The sequence below is a fragment of the Janthinobacterium lyxosi genome (genome assembly GCF_051380665.1).
GTDB lineage: Bacteria > Pseudomonadota > Gammaproteobacteria > Burkholderiales > Burkholderiaceae_D > Janthinobacterium.
In genome coordinates this window covers 13,325-30,409 of the sequence record NZ_JBNYXM010000001.1, presented here as the reverse complement: position 1 = coordinate 30,409, position 17,085 = coordinate 13,325, and the positions used below count along the sequence as shown (strand labels likewise).

Here is a 17,085-nt window from a genome sequence, read left to right as displayed (position 1 = left end):
GAGCAACATGAAGATATACACGGTCGGTGGCGCGGTGCGCGACCAACTGCTGGGCTTGCCCGTGAAAGACCACGACCACGTCGTCGTCGGCGCCACGCCGGAAGACATGCTGCGCCAGGGTTTTCGCCCCGTCGGCAAGGATTTCCCCGTGTTTTTGCACCCGAAGACGCAGGAAGAATACGCGCTGGCCCGCACGGAACGCAAGACGGCCCCTGGCTACCGGGGCTTTGTCTTCCATACGGCGCCCGATGTCACGCTGGAAGATGACCTGGTGCGGCGCGATCTGACCATTAACGCCATCGCGCAAGCCGAGGACGGTAGCCTGACGGACCCCTTCGGCGGTATCGACGATATTCGCAACAAAATCTTCCGCCACGTTTCCGACGCGTTCGGCGAAGACCCCGTGCGCATCTTGCGCCTGGCCCGCTTTGCCGCCCGTTTTAGTACTTTCACTGTCGCGCCCGCCACACTGGCCCTGATGCGCCAGATGGTGGCCGACGGTGAAGTCGATGCCCTGGTGGCCGAGCGCGTGTGGCAGGAAGTGGCCAAGGGCTTGATGGAAAGCCACCCTTCGCGCATGCTGGCGGTGCTGCACGAGTGCGGCGCCCTGGCGCGCATCATGGGGGAAATCACGCTCAGCGAACATTTGCTGCAGGTCATCGACCATGCCGCCGCGCAAGGTGTGGACTTGCCCGTGCGTTTCGCTGCCCTGATGCTGCATGTGAGCAAGGATGCCATCGCGCAGCTGAGCGAGCGCTTGCGCGTGCCCAATGAGTGTCGCGAGCTGGCCGTCATGGCGGCGCGGGAACGTGAGCATATCAATGGCGCGCTGGAGTTGCACGCCGAAGCCATCGTCGCCTTGTGCGAACGCTGCGACGGTTTGCGCAAGCCGCAGCGCTTTGCGCAACTGCTGCAAGCGGTGGCCTGCGACGGGCTGCTCACCGGCGACTTTGCGCCGGCGGCGCGGCTGCAGGGTGGGCTGGACGCGGCGCGCGCCGTCAACGCAGGGGCGCTGGCGCAAGGTTGCGCAGAGCCGAAACGCATCCCCGAAGTCATCCACGCGGCCCGGGTGGGCGCCGTGCAAGCATTCCTGGACCAGGCTTGAATGGCGGGAATAGGCTACAATGGCGCCACAATGTTGCGCTGCACAATATCGGCCTGACGTGCCGCCGCACCGCCCCCAGGAGTCGTCGTGACCTTACCCAAGCTGTTTCAAAATCCGTTTCGCCGCTGGCTCAGCCTTAGCGGCGGCGGGCGCCCGACCGTGCTGGTCAAGCAGTTGCATGAGCGCGACCGGCGCCGCATGATGAAGCATTTCCTGTCGCTGGAGAAAAGCGACCGTTTGCTGCGCTTCGGCAGCACCTTGCCCGATGAATTGGTGGCCCAGTACGTACAGAAGATGGATTTCTCGCGCGACATGATTTATGGCGTCTACAACAGCTTGTTCAAGCTGGTGGGCGTGGGACACCTGGCGTTCGCGCCGAAAGACAAGTCGCCGGCGAAAAGTGTCGTCACGGACAAGGAGCAGGTGGCCGAGTTTGGCGTGTCCGTGTCGAAATCCATGCGCGGCATGGGCGTGGGCTCGAAACTGTTCGAGCGGGCGGCGATTCACTGCCGCAACAACGATGTCGATACCCTGTACATGCATTGTTTGTCGTCGAACAAGACGATGATGCATATCGCCAAGAAAGCGGGCATGGAAATCCAGCGCGACTATGGCGAAGCCGATGCCTATTTGAAACTGTTGCCGCCGAATCCATCCAGCATGCTGCAGGAAGCCGTGCAGGAGCAGTTCGCCATGTTCGATTACACGTTCAAGGCGAACGCGCGCGCCGCATTCAAACTGTGGGATCGCTTGCCGGGGCGCAAGAAGAAGCCCGAGCCACCATTACAATAAGGGCAGGGCCGTCGTATCCTTGATGCGCTGCAAGGCAAAGCTCGATTTCACGTCCAGCACGGCCGGGTGGCGCAGCAATGTTGCCATCATGAAGCGCGAAAAGTGCTCCATGTCTTCCACGTGCACGCGCAATAAATAATCCATTTCGCCCGTCATCGCATAGCACGCCACCACTTCCGGCCAATGCGCCACCGCCACGGCGAAGTCGGCGCGCGGCGAAGTATTCGTCACCAGGTTGGGCGCCAGTACGCGCGCCGTGCTGTGGGCGGTGGCGTCGCTGTGCTTTTCCAGGCGTACATTCACGTAGGCGAGCAAGCCCAGGCCGATCTTTTCCGGGTCCAGCAGGGCGACATACTGGCGAATCACGCCCGCTTCTTCCAGCCGTTTGACGCGGCGCAAGCATGGCGACGGCGACAGGCTGACCTGTTCGGCCACGTCCTGATTCGACAGGCGGCCATCGGCCTGCAGGACGGCGAGGATCTTGCGGTCCGTTTTATCCAGCGTAATTTTGCTCATGCTTCCTCCGGTGGTTCTCGTTTCACGCAATATTATTGCGCAAATCATGATTGTTCGGGAGATCTTTGGCATTTAATGCCCGTGACCCACGCCTATACTGTGCGCTACTTCTTGGAGGAGACATCATGCAATTTCAGCCTTGGGATAACCCGATGGGTACCGATGGTTTCGAGTTCGTCGAGTATGCAGCACCAGACCCAAAAGCATTGGGCAAGCTGTTCGAGAACATGGGCTTCACGGCCATCGCGCGCCACCGTCACAAGGATGTGACCCTGTACCGTCAGGGCGACATCAATTTCATCATCAATGCCGAACAAGATTCGTTCGCGCAGCGTTTTGCGCGCCAACACGGCCCATCCGTATGCGCCATCGCCATCCGTGTCGACGACGCAGCCTTTGTGTACCGCCGCGCGCTGGAACTGGGCGCCTGGGGTTTCGACAATAAAACGGGGCCGATGGAGCTGAATATCCCCGCCATCAAGGGCGTGGGCGATTCGCTGCTGTACTTCGTCGACCGCTGGCGCGGCAAGGGCGCCGATAAGCCGGACGCGGCCGCTCCGGGCGGCATCGGCGACATCAGCATCTATGACGTCGACTTCGTCGCCATTCCCGGTGCCGTCGCCAACCCGGTCGGCCACGGCCTGACCTACATCGACCACCTGACGCACAATGTGCACCGTGGCCGCATGAAGGAATGGGCGACGTTCTATGAAAGCCTGTTCAACTTCCGCGAAGTGCGCTATTTCGACATCGAAGGCAAGCTGACGGGCCTCAAATCGAAGGCCATGACTTCCCCCTGCGGCAAGATCCGTATCCCCATCAATGAATCGTCGGACGACAAGTCGCAGATCGCCGAATACCTGGACCAGTACCATGGCGAAGGTATCCAGCACATCGCCCTGGGCACGGATAATATCTACACCTCCGTGCAAGGCATGCGCGATACGGGTATCGATTTCCAGGACACGATTGAAACCTACTATGAGCTGGTCAACCGTCGCCTGCCAAACCATGGCGAGCAGCTGGAAGAACTGCGCCGCCTGCGCATCCTGATCGATGGCCACAGCACGGAAACGGAACGCGAACTGCTGCTGCAAATTTTTACGCAGACGGTGATCGGCCCGATCTTCTTCGAAATTATCCAGCGCAAGGGCGACCAGGGTTTCGGTGAAGGCAATTTCCGCGCCCTGTTCGAGTCGATCGAGCTGGACCAGATCAAGCGCGGCGTGCTGAAAGATACGAACGCGGCGTAATGTTGCTTTGTGACAAATAGTAGTTAAAAGAGCACCAAAAAGGTAAAAACGCGGGAGTGCAGCGCAGCAAAGAATTGCGCGCATTCCTGTGGTAGTCTACGACAAACAAGTCATTTTTCCGCACCGGCATTGCTCACAAAGCGCGGCCGGTACGTGTGAGTTCAACCGACTTTGCACGCGTAGCACAGAGAATAATGGAGACAAGTAATGAATGCACCAATCAAGGGCTCGAGTCTTGAGCCGGGCGCGCACGCGTCCGAAATTTCCCTGAACGACAAATACACGCTGGAGCGTGGCCGCGCCTTCATGACGGGCACGCAAGCGCTGATCCGCCTGCCCATGCTGCAGCGCGAGCGCGATTTGAAGGCTGGCCTGAATACGGCCGGCTACATCACCGGTTACCGCGGTTCGCCTGTGACGTCCGTCGACATGACGGCGATCAAGGCCAAGAAATACCTCGATGAACACCACGTCAAATTCCATCCGGGCCTGAACGAAGACCTGGCCGCCACGGCCGTCTGGGGCACGCAGCAAACGAATCTGTTCGAAGACGCGAAATACGACGGCGTCTTCGGCATGTGGTACGGCAAGGGCCCCGGCGTCGACCGCTGCGGCGACGTTTTCAAGCACGCCAATAACGCCGGCTCCGCCAAGCATGGCGGCGTGCTGGTGCTGGCCGGCGACGACCATGCGGCGAAATCGTCGTCCACGGCGCACCAGTCCGACCATATCCTGAACGCTTGCGGCATCCCCGTGCTGTACCCGTCGTCGGTGCAGGAATACATCGACTACGGCTTGCACGCCTGGGCCATGAGCCGCTACACAGGCCTGTGGGTATCGATGAAATGCGTGACAGACATCATCGAGTCGGGCGCCGCCGTCGATTTCGACCCGGACCGCGTCCAGATCGTGCTACCGACCGACTTCGAGATGCCGGCCGGTGGCTTGAACATCCGCTGGCCCGACACGGTGCTGGAGCAAGAAGTACGCATGAACAGCTACAAATGGTATGCGGCGCTGGCGTATGCGCGTGCCAACAAGCTCAATAAAATCATCTGGGACAGCCCGAAGGCTCGCATCGGCATCATCACGGCCGGCAAATCCTACCTCGATACGCGCCAGGCGCTGGCCGACCTGGGCATCGACGAGCAGACGGCGTCCGACATCGGCATTCGCCTGTACAAGATCGGCATGACCTGGCCGCTGGAAGCGGACGGCGTGCATGAATTTGCCAAGGGCCTCGACGAAATCCTCGTGGTGGAAGAAAAGCGCCAGATCCTCGAATACGCGCTCAAGGAAGAGCTGTACAACTTGAAGGATGGCGAGCGTCCGCGCGTGGTCGGCAAGTTCGACGACACGGGCGAATGGAGCAACCAGAAGGGCACCGGCCACGGCGACTGGCTGCTGCCGGCCACGTATGAGCTGAACCCGGCCATGATCGCCCGCGCGATTGCCAGCCGCATTTCGCGCTACTACGCGGGCCATCCGGTCGAGCAGCGCGTGAAGGAACGCATCGCCTACCTGGAAGCCAAAGAGAATGTGCTGAAAGCGATCAGCGTGAAACCCGATCCGCAAAAGGACCGCACGCCCTTCTTTTGCTCCGGCTGCCCGCACAATACCTCGACCAAGGTGCCGGAAGGCTCGCGCGCGCTGGCCGGCATCGGCTGCCACTACATGGTGCTGTGGATGGACCGCGAGACGTCGACGTTTACCCACATGGGCGCCGAAGGCGTCACCTGGGTGGGGCAGGCGCCGTTCACGAATGAAAAGCACGTGTTTACCAACCTCGGTGACGGCACGTACTTCCACTCGGGCATCCTGGCCATCCGCGCAGCCGTCTCGGCCAAGGTGAACATCACCTACAAAATTCTGTTCAACGATGCGGTGGCCATGACGGGCGGCCAGGAATTCGATGGCCCCCTGTCGCCGGCCATCATTTCGCGCCAGATCGCCGCCGAAGGCGTCGGTCCCATCATCGTCGTCACCGACGAACCGGAAAAGTATCCGGACGATTACGCCTGGGCCGAAGGCGTGACCGTGCGCCACCGTTCGGAACTGATGGACGTGCAGCGCGAACTGCGCGACATGCCCGGCGTGTCGGCCATGATCTACGACCAGACCTGCGCCTCGGAAAAACGCCGCCGCCGGAAACGCAATGAATACCCGGACCCGGCCAAGCGCGCCGTCATCAACGAAGCCGTCTGCGAAGGCTGCGGCGACTGTTCCGTGCAATCGAACTGCCTGTCGGTGGAACCGCTGGAAACGGACCTGGGGCGCAAGCGCCAGATCAACCAGTCGTCCTGCAACAAGGATTTCTCGTGCACGACGGGCTTTTGCCCCAGCTTCGTGACGGTGGAAGGCGGCGGCTTGAAAAAACCGAAAAAAGCGGCGAGCGCCGACAAGGATGCGCCAGCCGCACCGGCCTTGCCGACACCAGTCATTCCTTCGACGGCGGAGCCATTCGGCATTTTAGTGACCGGCATCGGGGGCACGGGCGTGGTCACCGTGGGCCAGATCCTGGCCATGGCGGCGCATGTGGAAGGCAAGGGCTGTTCCGTGCTGGACATGAGCGGCCTGGCGCAAAAGGGCGGCCCCGTGATGTCGCACGTGCGCCTGGCGGACCGCCAGGAAGACATCCACTCGACGCGCGTCGGCACCGGTGCGGCCGATCTCGTGATCGGCTGCGACTTGATCGTCACGGCCAGCCGCGACGCCCTGTCGCGCATGGGAGAGGGACGCAGCTGGGCCATGATCAACTCGACCAGCTCGTCGACGGCCGCCTTCGTGAAGAACCCGGACTGGCAATTCCCCGGTGCTTCCGCGCGCATGGAAATTGAAAAGGCTTGCGGCAGCGACCACGTGGACTTCATCGACGCGGGCCAGATCGCCACGGCGCTGATGGGCGACTCGATCGCGACGAACATGTTCATGCTCGGTTATGCCTGGCAAAAGGGCAAGGTGCCGCTCACCGAAGCGTCCATCATGAAGGCCATCGACTTGAACAACGTCTCGGTGGCGTTCAACAAGGCCGCCTTCAATTGGGGCCGCGCTGGCGCCCACGATACGGCCAGCCTGGTGCGCATGACGACGCCGGCGAAAGTGGTGGAATTCAAGCGCATCGACACGCTCGACGACATCATCGAAAAAAGAGTCGCCTTGCTGACGGCCTACCAGGATCGCGCGTATGCGCAGCAGTACCTGGACTTCGTCGGCCAGGTGCGCGCGGCCGAAATCGCCCTGAATGGCCCGCACCTGCGCTTGACGGAAGCCGTGGCCCGCTATTTCTACAAGCTGATGGCTTACAAGGACGAGTACGAAGTGGCGCGCCTGTACACGGACGGCGCCTTCCAGGCGAAGATTGCCGCCATGTTCGAAGGCGACATCAAGCTCAAGTTCCACCTGGCGCCGCCGATCATGGCAAAAACGGATGCGCAGGGCCATTTGATCAAGAAGGAATATGGCCCGTGGATGCTGAAGGCCTTCGGCGTGCTGGCCAAGTTCAAGGGCTTGCGCGGCACGGCCTTCGACGTGTTCGGCCATACGGCCGAGCGCAAGATGGAGCGCGCGCTGATTCTTGAGTACCGCGCCACGGTGGGCGGCTTGCTGCCGAAACTGACGACGGCCAAGCTGGCGCAAGCCGTGGCCATTGCCAGCATCCCGGAAGACATCCGCGGCTATGGTCACGTGAAGGAGCGTCATTTGAAGGCGGCGAAAGAGAAGGAAGCGAGTCTGCTGATCGCCTTCAACGCGCCGACGCCGCTGCCGCCCATCGTGGCAGCACCCGTGGCGGCCACTGTGGCGTGATGGTGTGAGCGTGACGTTGTAGCAATGGCGCCTGCGGGCGCCATTGTGTCAAAGAAAACAACGCCTGTTTGTAAAACGCATTATAATTTTTCGATAATTTCTTTATGGAAAGTTTGTTATGCGTTCCCTGCGTTTTTCCTCCCTGGCAGTGCCCCTTGCTCGTCCTGTTGTCCTTTCCTTTACATTGCTGTTGAGCGCCTGCGGCGGCGGTGGCGGCAGCAGCGACAGCGCGGCCGTCGTGCCGCCCGTGACGCCGACGGGTCCCACGGCGCTGGTCGCTTCCTCCACGGTCGCGAACCGCTGCGAGGCGCCGCGCAGCGGCAGCAGCATCGACAAGCAGGGCACCTTGCTCGATGAACTGACGTGGGTGCGCAGCTGGATCGATGAAACGTATCTGTGGTACCGCGAAGTGCCAACCTCGTACCAGCCGCAAAGCTTCACCACGCCCATCGCGTATTTCGACGTGCTGAAAACAACGGCCACGACGGCGTCCGGCAAGCCCAAGGACCAGTTCCACTTCACGTATACGACGGCCGAATGGGAAGCGGCGCAGAATGGCATCGAACTGGGCTACGGCATGCTGCTGGCCTTGACGCGTACCACGCCGCCGCGCCAGGCGGTGATCTCGATCGTCGAACCAGGTTCGCCGGCGGCCCTGGCGGGCTTGCAGCGGGGCGACCTGCTGCAAACCATCGATGGCGTCGATTTCGTCAATGCTGCGGACACGGCCAGCGTGAAGATCATCAACGCGGGTCTGTTCCCTACAGCGCAAGGCACGCATGCGCTGAGTTTCAGCCGTGACGGAACGGTGCGAAACGCCACCCTGCAGGCGGTCGAGGTCAGCACCAGCGCCGTGCAGAACGAGCGCATCATCGACACGCCCACGGGCAAGGTAGGCTATCTGACCTTCAACACCCACAATAATGTCGCCGAGCGCCAGCTGGTCGAGACCATGCGCCGCTTCCAGGCGGCCGGCATCAGCGACCTGGTGCTCGACGTGCGCTACAACGGCGGCGGCTATCTGGATGTCGCCAGCGAACTCGCTTACATGATTGCCGGTCCGCAAGTCACCACCGGCAAGATTTTCGAGCAGGTGCTCTTCAATGACAAGACCCGGTCGAAAGCGCCCGTGCCATTCCATGCGCAAAGCCAGGGCTTTCCCGGCCCGAATCCCCTCCCCAAGGGCACGCCCTTGCCCTCGCTGGGGCTGACGCGGGTGACCTTGCTGACAACAGGCAATACCTGCTCGGCCAGCGAAGCCATCATCAACGGCTTGCGCGGCGTGGACGTGCAGGTCAGCCTGATTGGCGGCACGACGTGCGGCAAGCCCTACGGTTTTTATCCTGCACCGAATTGCGGCACCACCTATTTCTCCGTGCAGTTTCAGGGCGTCAACGCCAAGGGCTTTGGCGACTTTGCCGACGGCATGGCGCCGACCTGCGACGTGACGGACGATTACCAGCACCAACTGGGCGACGCGGCGGAAGGCATGCTGGCGGCGGCGCTGCGCTACCGCAGCAGCGGCAGCTGCACGCCGGCCACAGGCGCGACCAGGTTGTTGAGTTCGATGCAGAGTCCGGCCGACACGGCCATGCGCCTGCTGCGGCCGGCCTACAAGGAAATTGCCATCATTCGCCGTTAAAGCGTCTGCTTCTGCCATGATCTTGCGATAGTGCCTGGCGTTTTCCTGCTCATGAATCTTTCCATATAACAATTTTGATATATGGAAAGATGAATCCATTCGTTCTGTAATTGCTGGCATCTTGATATCTTTCACCTTCTCCCTAACCTTGAGAAGCGCAAAGATGCCTATACAATTCAAGTTACCACCGCTCACCATCGCCGTACTGGCCATTCTGGGCGGCTCCGCATGGCAGGCGCAAGCGCAAACGCAAGCGCCCGCAGCGGATCAGCAGCCAGCGGCCACCCCGCCAGCCGTCGTGGTCACCGGTTCGCGCATTCCCCGCGCCAGTCTGGAGGGACCATCGTCCGTCACCATCCTGACCGGCGATGAAATCACCAAGCAGGGGTACAAGAACGTCTTCGATGCGCTGACTAACCAGGTACAGAACAGCGGCTTTACGCAAGGCGAGGACTTCGGCAACACCTTCACGCCGTCGGCCAATACCATCAGCCTGCGCGGCCTGGGGCCGAACCATACCTTGATCCTGTTGAACGGCCGCCGCCTGGCCGACTTCCCCGTCGCCTATGAAGGCACGGTCAACTTCACCAACCTGGCGAACATCCCGGCTAGCATCGTCGACCGCATCGAAATCCTCAACGGCGGCGCCTCGGCCATCTATGGCTCGGACGCGATCGCCGGCGTGGTCAACGTCATCCTGAAAAAGCAGACGGAAGGTTTCGATATCAACGTCAAGGCGGGCGGCACCACGCGCGGCGGCGCCGGCAACCAGCGCGTGCAGCTGACGGGCGGCGGCAATTTCGACAAGCTGCATACCTTGTTCAGCGTGGAGCTGAGCCAGCGCGATCCGCTGTCGAGCCTGCAGCGTGACTTCATGGCCACCCGCTCGGGCACGCCGACGAATATCGCGTCGCGCCGCGTGGTACAGGCGGGCACCTCTGGCAGCTACGTGGACCTGGGCGATACCTGTAGCCAGTTTGGCGACCTGTTCGGCGGCAGCGTCGTCAAGTACCCGGCGAAGAACGGCAGCTATTGCGCCAGCCCGAAAGTCGGCCCCACTTACTGGACCACGCAGACCAAGAACCGCAGCCAGAACGTGTTCGGCAGCGCCAACTATGAGCTGTCGCCGGAAACGACCCTGTTCGCCGACTTCCTGATCGGCAAGAACTCGACGGAAAACAATACGCGCGGCCCGACGTGGACGTCGTCGTCGACGGGCAGCAGCTATTTCCGTAACCAGAATACCAATCGCTACGAAGCGTGGACGCGCTATATCTCGCCCGAGGAAATGGGCGGCGTGGAGCGCTACAACCGCAAGTGGGACGACCTGGCCACCGCCATCTCGCTGGGCGCCAAGGGCCGCATTCCCGGCACGTCATTCTGGCAGTATGAAGCGAACTACAACGCCTCGGTGTACAAGAGCGAAAGCCACACGCCGCGCGCGCTGGCCAATATCGACAGCTTCTTCCTGGGGCCGAAACTGGGCACCGACGCTGCCGGCGTGCCGATCTACGCACCGGATCCGGCCCGCTTGTCGCGCCGCGTGACGGCGGCCGAATTCGACAGCATCACGGGCAATTCCGACAGCGACGACAAGGCCTGGACGAACACGCTGAGCCTGGCCACCAATGGCGACCTGTTCCAGCTGCCTGCTGGCGTGGCAAAGATCGCCACCATCGCCGAAGTGGGCAAGCAGGGCTTCAGCAATGTTCCCGATGCGCGCCTGAACGACGGTTATTTCAACGTCGCCACCAAATCCGATATCACGGCCGGCACGCGTACCCGCTATGCGCTGGGCGCGGAAGTCAACCTGCCGCTGCATGAAAAGCTGACCGGTACCCTGGCTGGCCGTTATGACCGCTACAGCTTTGCCGGCCGCCATGAGGGCAAGTTCACCTACAACGGCGGCCTGGAACTGCGTCCCGCACCTGAGCTGTTGTTCCGTGCCAACTACGCCACCAGCTTCCGTGCGCCGGACATGAACTATATCTACAAGGCGCGCGGCACCGGTTACTACTCGAGCACCACCGACTACTACCGCTGCGGCGCCGCCGGTCAGAGCATCGACAAGTGCGAATTTGCAAACAAGTCGCCGGGCGCCGACTATGTGCAGAATGGCAGCCGCGACCTGCAATCGGAAAAAGGCAAGTCGTTCGGCGTGGGCGCCGTCTGGTCGCCAAGTTCGAATTTCGACGTCTCCGTCGATTACTGGAACATCAAGATCGACGACCTGGTGACGAACCTGAGCGCGGACAAGATCCTGCGCGACGAAGCCGATTGCCGCCTGGGCAAGCTCGACATCAATTCGCCTACCTGCGCCGATACCCTGGGCCGCGTCGAGCGTTTCGCGGCCAATGCCCTGAACCGCGCCGGCGAGATCAAGACCATCACCGTCAATCCGATCAACGCGGCCAAGCAGAGCAGCAGCGGTATCGACATCAGCGTCAAGTATTTGCTGCGCACGGCGGACTATGGCCGCTTTGCCTTCAAGGCCAATTACGCCAAGGTGCTGAGCAATAAATCGCAGCAATTTGCCGGCGACGAAGAGATCGACGAGCTCAAATCGCTGAACAATTCGGATTGGCGCGACAAGCTGAACCTGAGCGTCAACTGGGCTGCGGGCGACTGGTCGAACACCTTGCTGGTCAGCCGTTACAGCAAGATCCCGAACGGCGGCGGTACCGGCTACCTGACGCCGACGGCGCTGGCCAACATCAGTACCGTGTACCGCATCAACGACCGCGCCACTTTGTCGCTGATCGTCAACAACGTGTTCGACAAGATCAAGCGCGACGACAGCGGCGGCTGGCCGTACTACCCGGTGGGCAGCTATAGCCCGCAAGGACGCCAGGGTTGGGTAGAATTCAACTACCACTTTGGCTCGTAGTCACGCTTGCCAAAGCAAGGCCGGAGCAGCTGACGCTGTTCCGGCTTTTTTATTTTTCACGGCGTTTTTACCTGACCGCGCCTCTATAATTGCCCGCTTGTCCCCCTTGATGGAGCTAGCCCGATGCTACGCCATGTCCTGCTGTCCGCCGCCGTGTTTTCCCTGTTTTCCGTCAACGCGCATGCCGCGCGCGATATGCGGCTGTTTTCCCTGAAAACGGCGGCCGAGTACTCGGGTTTCCAGCAGACGGGCCGCTACGAGGAAGTGGAAGCCTTGTGCCGGCGTTTCGAGGAGCACCATCCGAAACAGGTGCGCTGCTTTGAATTTGGCCGCACGCCGGAAAACCGCCCCATGCTGGCGTTGGCCGTTTCCAACACGGGCGCGCTGACGCCGGAGGAGGCCAGGCTGCGCAAGATACCGGTACTGCTGGTGCAGGGCGGCATCCATGCGGGCGAAATCGACGGCAAGGATGCGGGTTTTCTGGCCCTGCGCGAAGTATTGGAAGACAAGGCAGGCGCCGGCGCGCTGGACAAGCAGGTCGTGCTGTTCGTGCCCGTGCTGAATGTCGACGGCCATGAGCGCTTTGGTGCGTGGAACCGCCCGAACCAGCGGGGCCCGCAGGAGATGGGCTGGCGCAGCACGGCGCAGAATTTTAATTTGAACCGCGACTACATGAAGGCCGACTCTCCCGAGATGCAGCACATGCTGGCGCTGGTCAATGCCTGGGATCCGCTGGCGTATGTCGACCTGCACGTGACGGACGGCGCCCAGTTCGAACCCGATATCTCGATCCAGGTCGAACCCGTGCATGCGGGCGATGCGGCCTTGCGCACGGCGGGAACGGCGTTGCGCGACGGTGTGCTGGCCGACCTGGCAAAGCAGGGTTCCGATCCGAAGCCGTTCTACATGTCATTTGCCGAAGAAGACAATCCGCAGTCTGGTTTTGTCGATTCGACGCCGAACCCGCGCTTTTCGCACGGCTATTTCCTGTTGCGTAACCGTTTCGGCGTGCTGGTGGAAACCCACTCGTGGAAGGACTACCCGACCCGTGTGCGCATCACGCGCAACACCATCATTTCCCTGCTGTCGCAAATGGCGCAGCACGGCGCCGTCTGGCGACAAACCGCCACGGAAGCGGACCTGCGCGCGACGCAGCTGGCCGGCAGTGCACTGCCCCTCAGCTACAGGACCACGGAGAAAAGCCGCATGATCGCGTTTCGCGGCTATGCCTATACGCGCACGCCGTCCGAAGTGTCAGGCGCGCTGATGACGCGCTATGACGAAAAGACGCCGCAAATCTGGAACGTGCCGCTGCGCGACGAGATCGTGCCCGACCTGCAGGTGGTCGCGCCGAAGGCCGGCTACCTGGTGCCGCGCGCGCAGGCGGCCATGGTGGGCGCCAAGTTGCGCCAGCACGGCATCGCCTACCAGGAAATGAGCAGCATCTTCGCCAGGCAGAATGTGGAGGTCTTCCGCGCCACGCAAGTGAAGTTCGGCGCGCAGTCGTTCGAAGGACGCCAGACGGCAGCGGTACAGGGCGAATGGCAGAAGGAAGAGCGCCTGGTCGATGCGGGCATGCTGTACGTTCCCGTCAACCAGCCGAAGGCGCGCCTGGTGATGGCGCTGCTCGAGCCGCGCGCACCCGACTCGCTGCTGGCCTGGGGCAGCTTCAACACGGCGTTCGAGCGCAAGGAATACATGGAGGACTATGTGGCCGAGGATGTGGCGCGCGCGCAGTTGGCGGCCGACCCGGCGCTGGCGGCGCAATTCCGGCAGAAGCTGGCCGACGAGCCCGAGTTTGCAAAGAATCCTCACGCGCGCCTGGAGTTTTTCGCCCGCCGCCACGCCTCGTGGGATGAGCGGTTGAACCTGTATCCGGTCATGCGCGTCGACGTGGCGCCCGTCAGTTTCATGGATTTATAAGGCCCATGATGTGATGGACTTTGTCACACCCGCATTCCACAAGCTGTACACGGATTTTTACATCAAGCTGGTCAACAAGGCTCCCGCGCTGTGGGGCTATCTGTACCATGCCAGCCACGCTGCACCACGCGATAGTGCGCCGTGGCATCGAGCGCCTCAACACGCGCGCTGCGCCAGGGACAGCTGGCCTGCCCCGTCTGGGTACAGATCACCGACTTCGATTTGCACCGCATGTGCGTGCACGAACGGATGCCGGGCTATTTCGCCGCCACCAACGAAGTGGCGTTCCGCATGCGCCACGAAGGCATTCCCGCCGACCGCATCCACGTGACGGGCATTCCCATCATGCCCGCGTTTGCGCAGGCGCCGTTCTTCAATAATAAGGACGCCATGATGTTGCATGTAATACTTTTGACCCTCGTCCTGGGGCTGGCCGCCACGCCGGCCGGGGCACAACCATCGCCGCCACGCCATCCTGACTGGGCGACGCCGCTGCCGCTCGTGTCCAACCTGCACCAGGTCATGCCGGGCCTGTACCGCAGCGCCAGGCTTGACAGCGCCGACGTGGCCCAGTTGCAGGCGCTGGGCGTGAAGACGGTGATCCGCCTGCGCTCCGTCCACTCCGATCCGCAGGTGCTGGAAGGCAGCGGCATCCGCGCCGTCCGCATTCCCATCAATACCTGGGCCATCCGCGACCGGCATGTGATAGCGACCATGCGTGCCATCCGCGCCATCCGCGCCGCCAGGCAGGACGGGCCCGTCCTGCTGCACTGCCTGCACGGCGCCGACCGCACGGGCATGATGGCCGCCATGTACCGCATGCTGTACCAGGGCTGGCCGCGCGAGAAGGCGATCGATGAGCTGAAAAAGGGCGGTTACGGCTATCACACCGTGTGGAAAAACATCGAACGTTATCTGTCGCGCGTGAATGTCGACGAACTACGCGCGCGCATCGACGCGCCGCAGCCCTGATCCCCGCCGGCGCGCCACTTCAGGCATGATTGCGATTCCAATCACGTTTTTCCGGAATCCGCATGGAACACCACAGCTTTCTCATCAACATACTGTTTTACCTGGTGGCGGCCATCATCATGGTGCCGCTGGCCAAGCGCCTGGGCATGGGCGCCGTGCTGGGCTATCTGGTGGCCGGCGTCGTCATCGGTCCCTGGGGCTTGGGCCTGATCAAGAATGTCGAGGTGATCCTCAGCTTTTCCGAATTCGGCGTGGTGCTGCTGTTGTTTTTGATCGGCCTGGAGCTGGAGCCGAAGCGTTTGTGGTTGTTGCGCCGGCCCATTTTCGGCTGGGGCGGGGCGCAGGTGGGCGTGGTCAGCACGGGACTGTGCGCCGTGGCCATGGCCTGCGGCGTGGACTGGCGCACGGCGCTGGTCGGTGCGCTGGGACTGTCGTTGTCGTCGACGGCCATCGTGCTGGCCACGCTGGGTGAACGAAAATTGATGAGCACGCCGGCCGGTTCCGCCGGCTTTTCGATTTTGCTGTTCCAGGATATCGCCGCCATTCCCATGATCGCGCTGGTGCCGCTCTTGGGCGGGCTGGTCACGCATAGCGGCGAACCGGGCTGGCTGCGCGTGGCCAAGCTGGCCGCCGTGCTGGCGGCGCTGGTGATCGGCGGGCGCTTTCTCGTCAACCCCATCCTGCGCTTCATCGCCAAAACAGACTTGCGCGAAATCTTCACGGCCTTTGCCCTGCTGCTGGTGATCGCCATCTGCGTGCTGATGGAATCGGTGGGCTTGTCGATGGCGCTGGGTACCTTCATGGCGGGCGTGCTGCTGGCCGACTCCGAATACCGGCATGAGCTGATCAGCGACCTGGAGCCGTTCAAGGGGCTGTTATTGGGCCTGTTTTTCATCGCCGTGGGCATGTCCGTCGATTTCAGCGTGCTGCGCGCCCAGCCGCTGCTGATACTGGCCCTGGTGGCCGGTCTGCTGGTGGTCAAGATCGCCTTGCTGTACCTGCTGTCGAAGTTTGTCGACATTCCCCGCGGCCAGCAGCTGTTCTTTGCGCTGCTGCTGTCGCAAGGGGGCGAATTCGCCTTCGTCGTGTTTGCCGCCGCCGAGGCCGCGCATGTCTTTGCGCCGCAGACGGCCGCGCTGCTGGTCGTGGTGGTGACCTTGTCGATGGTGGCCACGCCCTTGCTGCTGCTGGCGCACGATAAATTTGTCGCGCCGCGGCTGCAAGGCGAAAAGAAGCGCCGCCCCGACGACCATATCGAGGCGCAGGACAACCCCATCGTCATCGCCGGCTTTGGCCGCTTCGGCCAGATCATCGGCCGCCTGCTGGCGGCCAATAAAATCGGCGTGACGGTGCTCGACCACGATCCGGACCAGATCGACCTGCTGCGCAAGTTCGGCTTCAAGGTGTTTTATGGCGACGCCACGCGCGTGGACCTGCTGGTGGCGGCCGGCATCGAGAAGGCGAAGGCGCTGGTGATCGCCATCGACAATGTTGACGACAGCCTGGCCTTGGTCGACGCCGTGCGCCTGCGCCTGCCCGAACTGACTATCCTGGCGCGTGCGCGCAACGTCACGCATTACTATGAATTGATGAAGCGGGGCGTGACCCTGATCGAGCGCGAGACCTTCGCCGCGGCGCTGCTGCTGGGCGAGCAGACCTTGCAGCAGGTGGGCTTCAGCGCGGAGCGGGCGCAGCGCGCCGCCGGCATCTTTGGCCGGCATAACCTCAAAACCCTGCTGGAAGTGGCACCGCATTTCCAGGACCAGCAAAAAGTCATGTCCCTCACGCGCCAGGCGCGCGAGGAGCTGGAAGACATGTTCGAGAGCGATGCGGCAGTGTTTGCCGCAGCGGAAATGCCGGGGTCAGACCCTCAACAACGTTAATTCATAGCTCTGAGTTAACTCTTCCGGGGACTGACCCCAGCCGTTCGGACGTTGGGGTTTTACTTCCCCCGCTTCGCTTGACTCGCCTCGATCTGGTCCATGATGCCGTTCATGCGCGCCACCAGCGCCTGGTACGGTTTCGGCGAGGCCAGGTCGACGCCGGCCGCTTTCACCAGATCGTACGGGTAGGCCGAGCCGCCCGCTCCGAGCATCTTCAGGTAGACGGCCAGTGCACCCGGTTCCTTGTCGAGGATGCGCTGCGCGAAATCCTGCGCCAACGTTCCCTGGGGCCGCCCCGAGTTCTATTT

At 62.1% G+C, this 17,085-nt stretch carries 11 protein-coding genes and 1 pseudogene; 10 read left to right on the top strand and 2 right to left on the bottom strand.

Annotated elements, in window-relative coordinates; all coding sequences use genetic code 11:
- Positions 1-7: 7 nt before the first annotated feature.
- Entirely contained in the window at positions 8-1,105 is a 1,098-nt protein-coding gene (locus tag ACQ4WP_RS00130) for a tRNA nucleotidyltransferase/poly(A) polymerase-related protein (RefSeq protein WP_436518101.1), read from the top strand.
- A gap of 87 nt (positions 1,106-1,192) precedes the next feature.
- Positions 1,193-1,897 carry a GNAT family N-acetyltransferase gene (locus tag ACQ4WP_RS00125; RefSeq protein ID WP_436518100.1) on the top strand — a complete coding sequence of 235 codons (705 nt, stop codon included), beginning with the start codon at positions 1,193-1,195 and terminating at the stop codon, positions 1,895-1,897.
- Here ACQ4WP_RS00125 and ACQ4WP_RS00120 read toward each other — a convergent pair.
- Entirely contained in the window at positions 1,889-2,413 is a 525-nt protein-coding gene (locus ACQ4WP_RS00120) for an Lrp/AsnC family transcriptional regulator (RefSeq protein WP_070220829.1), read from the bottom strand. The two genes, ACQ4WP_RS00125 and ACQ4WP_RS00120, sit on opposite strands and share 9 nt — an antisense overlap.
- Positions 2,414-2,538: 125 nt before the next feature.
- Here ACQ4WP_RS00120 and hppD point away from each other — a divergent pair, with 125 nt between their 5' ends.
- From hppD to kefC, 8 genes and pseudogenes are all read left to right on the top strand, one after another.
- A complete protein-coding gene (gene hppD, locus ACQ4WP_RS00115; RefSeq protein ID WP_436518099.1) occupies positions 2,539-3,666 on the top strand; it encodes a 4-hydroxyphenylpyruvate dioxygenase in 1,128 nt (375 codons plus the stop codon).
- 207 nt (positions 3,667-3,873) lie between these two features.
- Positions 3,874-7,470, top strand: a complete 3,597-nt coding sequence (locus tag ACQ4WP_RS00110) for an indolepyruvate ferredoxin oxidoreductase family protein (RefSeq protein WP_436518098.1) — start codon at positions 3,874-3,876, stop codon at positions 7,468-7,470.
- 118 nt (positions 7,471-7,588) lie between these two features.
- Entirely contained in the window at positions 7,589-9,112 is a 1,524-nt protein-coding gene (locus ACQ4WP_RS00105; protein ID WP_436518097.1) for a S41 family peptidase, read from the top strand.
- A gap of 163 nt (positions 9,113-9,275) precedes the next feature.
- Complete coding sequence (locus tag ACQ4WP_RS00100; RefSeq protein ID WP_436518096.1) at positions 9,276-11,999, top strand: TonB-dependent receptor plug domain-containing protein; 2,724 nt, start codon at positions 9,276-9,278, stop codon at positions 11,997-11,999.
- Between the two features lie 123 nt (positions 12,000-12,122).
- Positions 12,123-13,922 (top strand): M14 family metallopeptidase, encoded by a 1,800-nt coding sequence (locus ACQ4WP_RS00095; protein WP_436518095.1) that lies wholly within the window; start codon positions 12,123-12,125, stop codon positions 13,920-13,922.
- Between the two features lie 7 nt (positions 13,923-13,929).
- Positions 13,930-14,285, top strand: a pseudogene (locus ACQ4WP_RS00090) (MGDG synthase family glycosyltransferase); the annotation flags it as partial.
- Positions 14,268-14,894 carry a tyrosine-protein phosphatase gene (locus ACQ4WP_RS00085; RefSeq protein ID WP_436518396.1) on the top strand — a complete coding sequence of 209 codons (627 nt, stop codon included), beginning with the start codon at positions 14,268-14,270 and terminating at the stop codon, positions 14,892-14,894. The pseudogene ACQ4WP_RS00090 and the gene ACQ4WP_RS00085, both read left to right, overlap by 18 nt.
- Before the next feature lie 62 nt (positions 14,895-14,956).
- On the top strand, positions 14,957-16,777 hold the full coding sequence (kefC, locus tag ACQ4WP_RS00080; RefSeq protein WP_436518094.1) for a glutathione-regulated potassium-efflux system protein KefC: 1,821 nt from the start codon (positions 14,957-14,959) through the stop codon (positions 16,775-16,777).
- Between the two features lie 59 nt (positions 16,778-16,836).
- Here kefC and ACQ4WP_RS00075 read toward each other — a convergent pair whose 3' ends face one another.
- Positions 16,837-17,055 (bottom strand): hypothetical protein, encoded by a 219-nt coding sequence (locus ACQ4WP_RS00075; protein ID WP_436518093.1) that lies wholly within the window; start codon positions 17,053-17,055, stop codon positions 16,837-16,839.
- Positions 17,056-17,085: the final 30 nt, after the last annotated feature.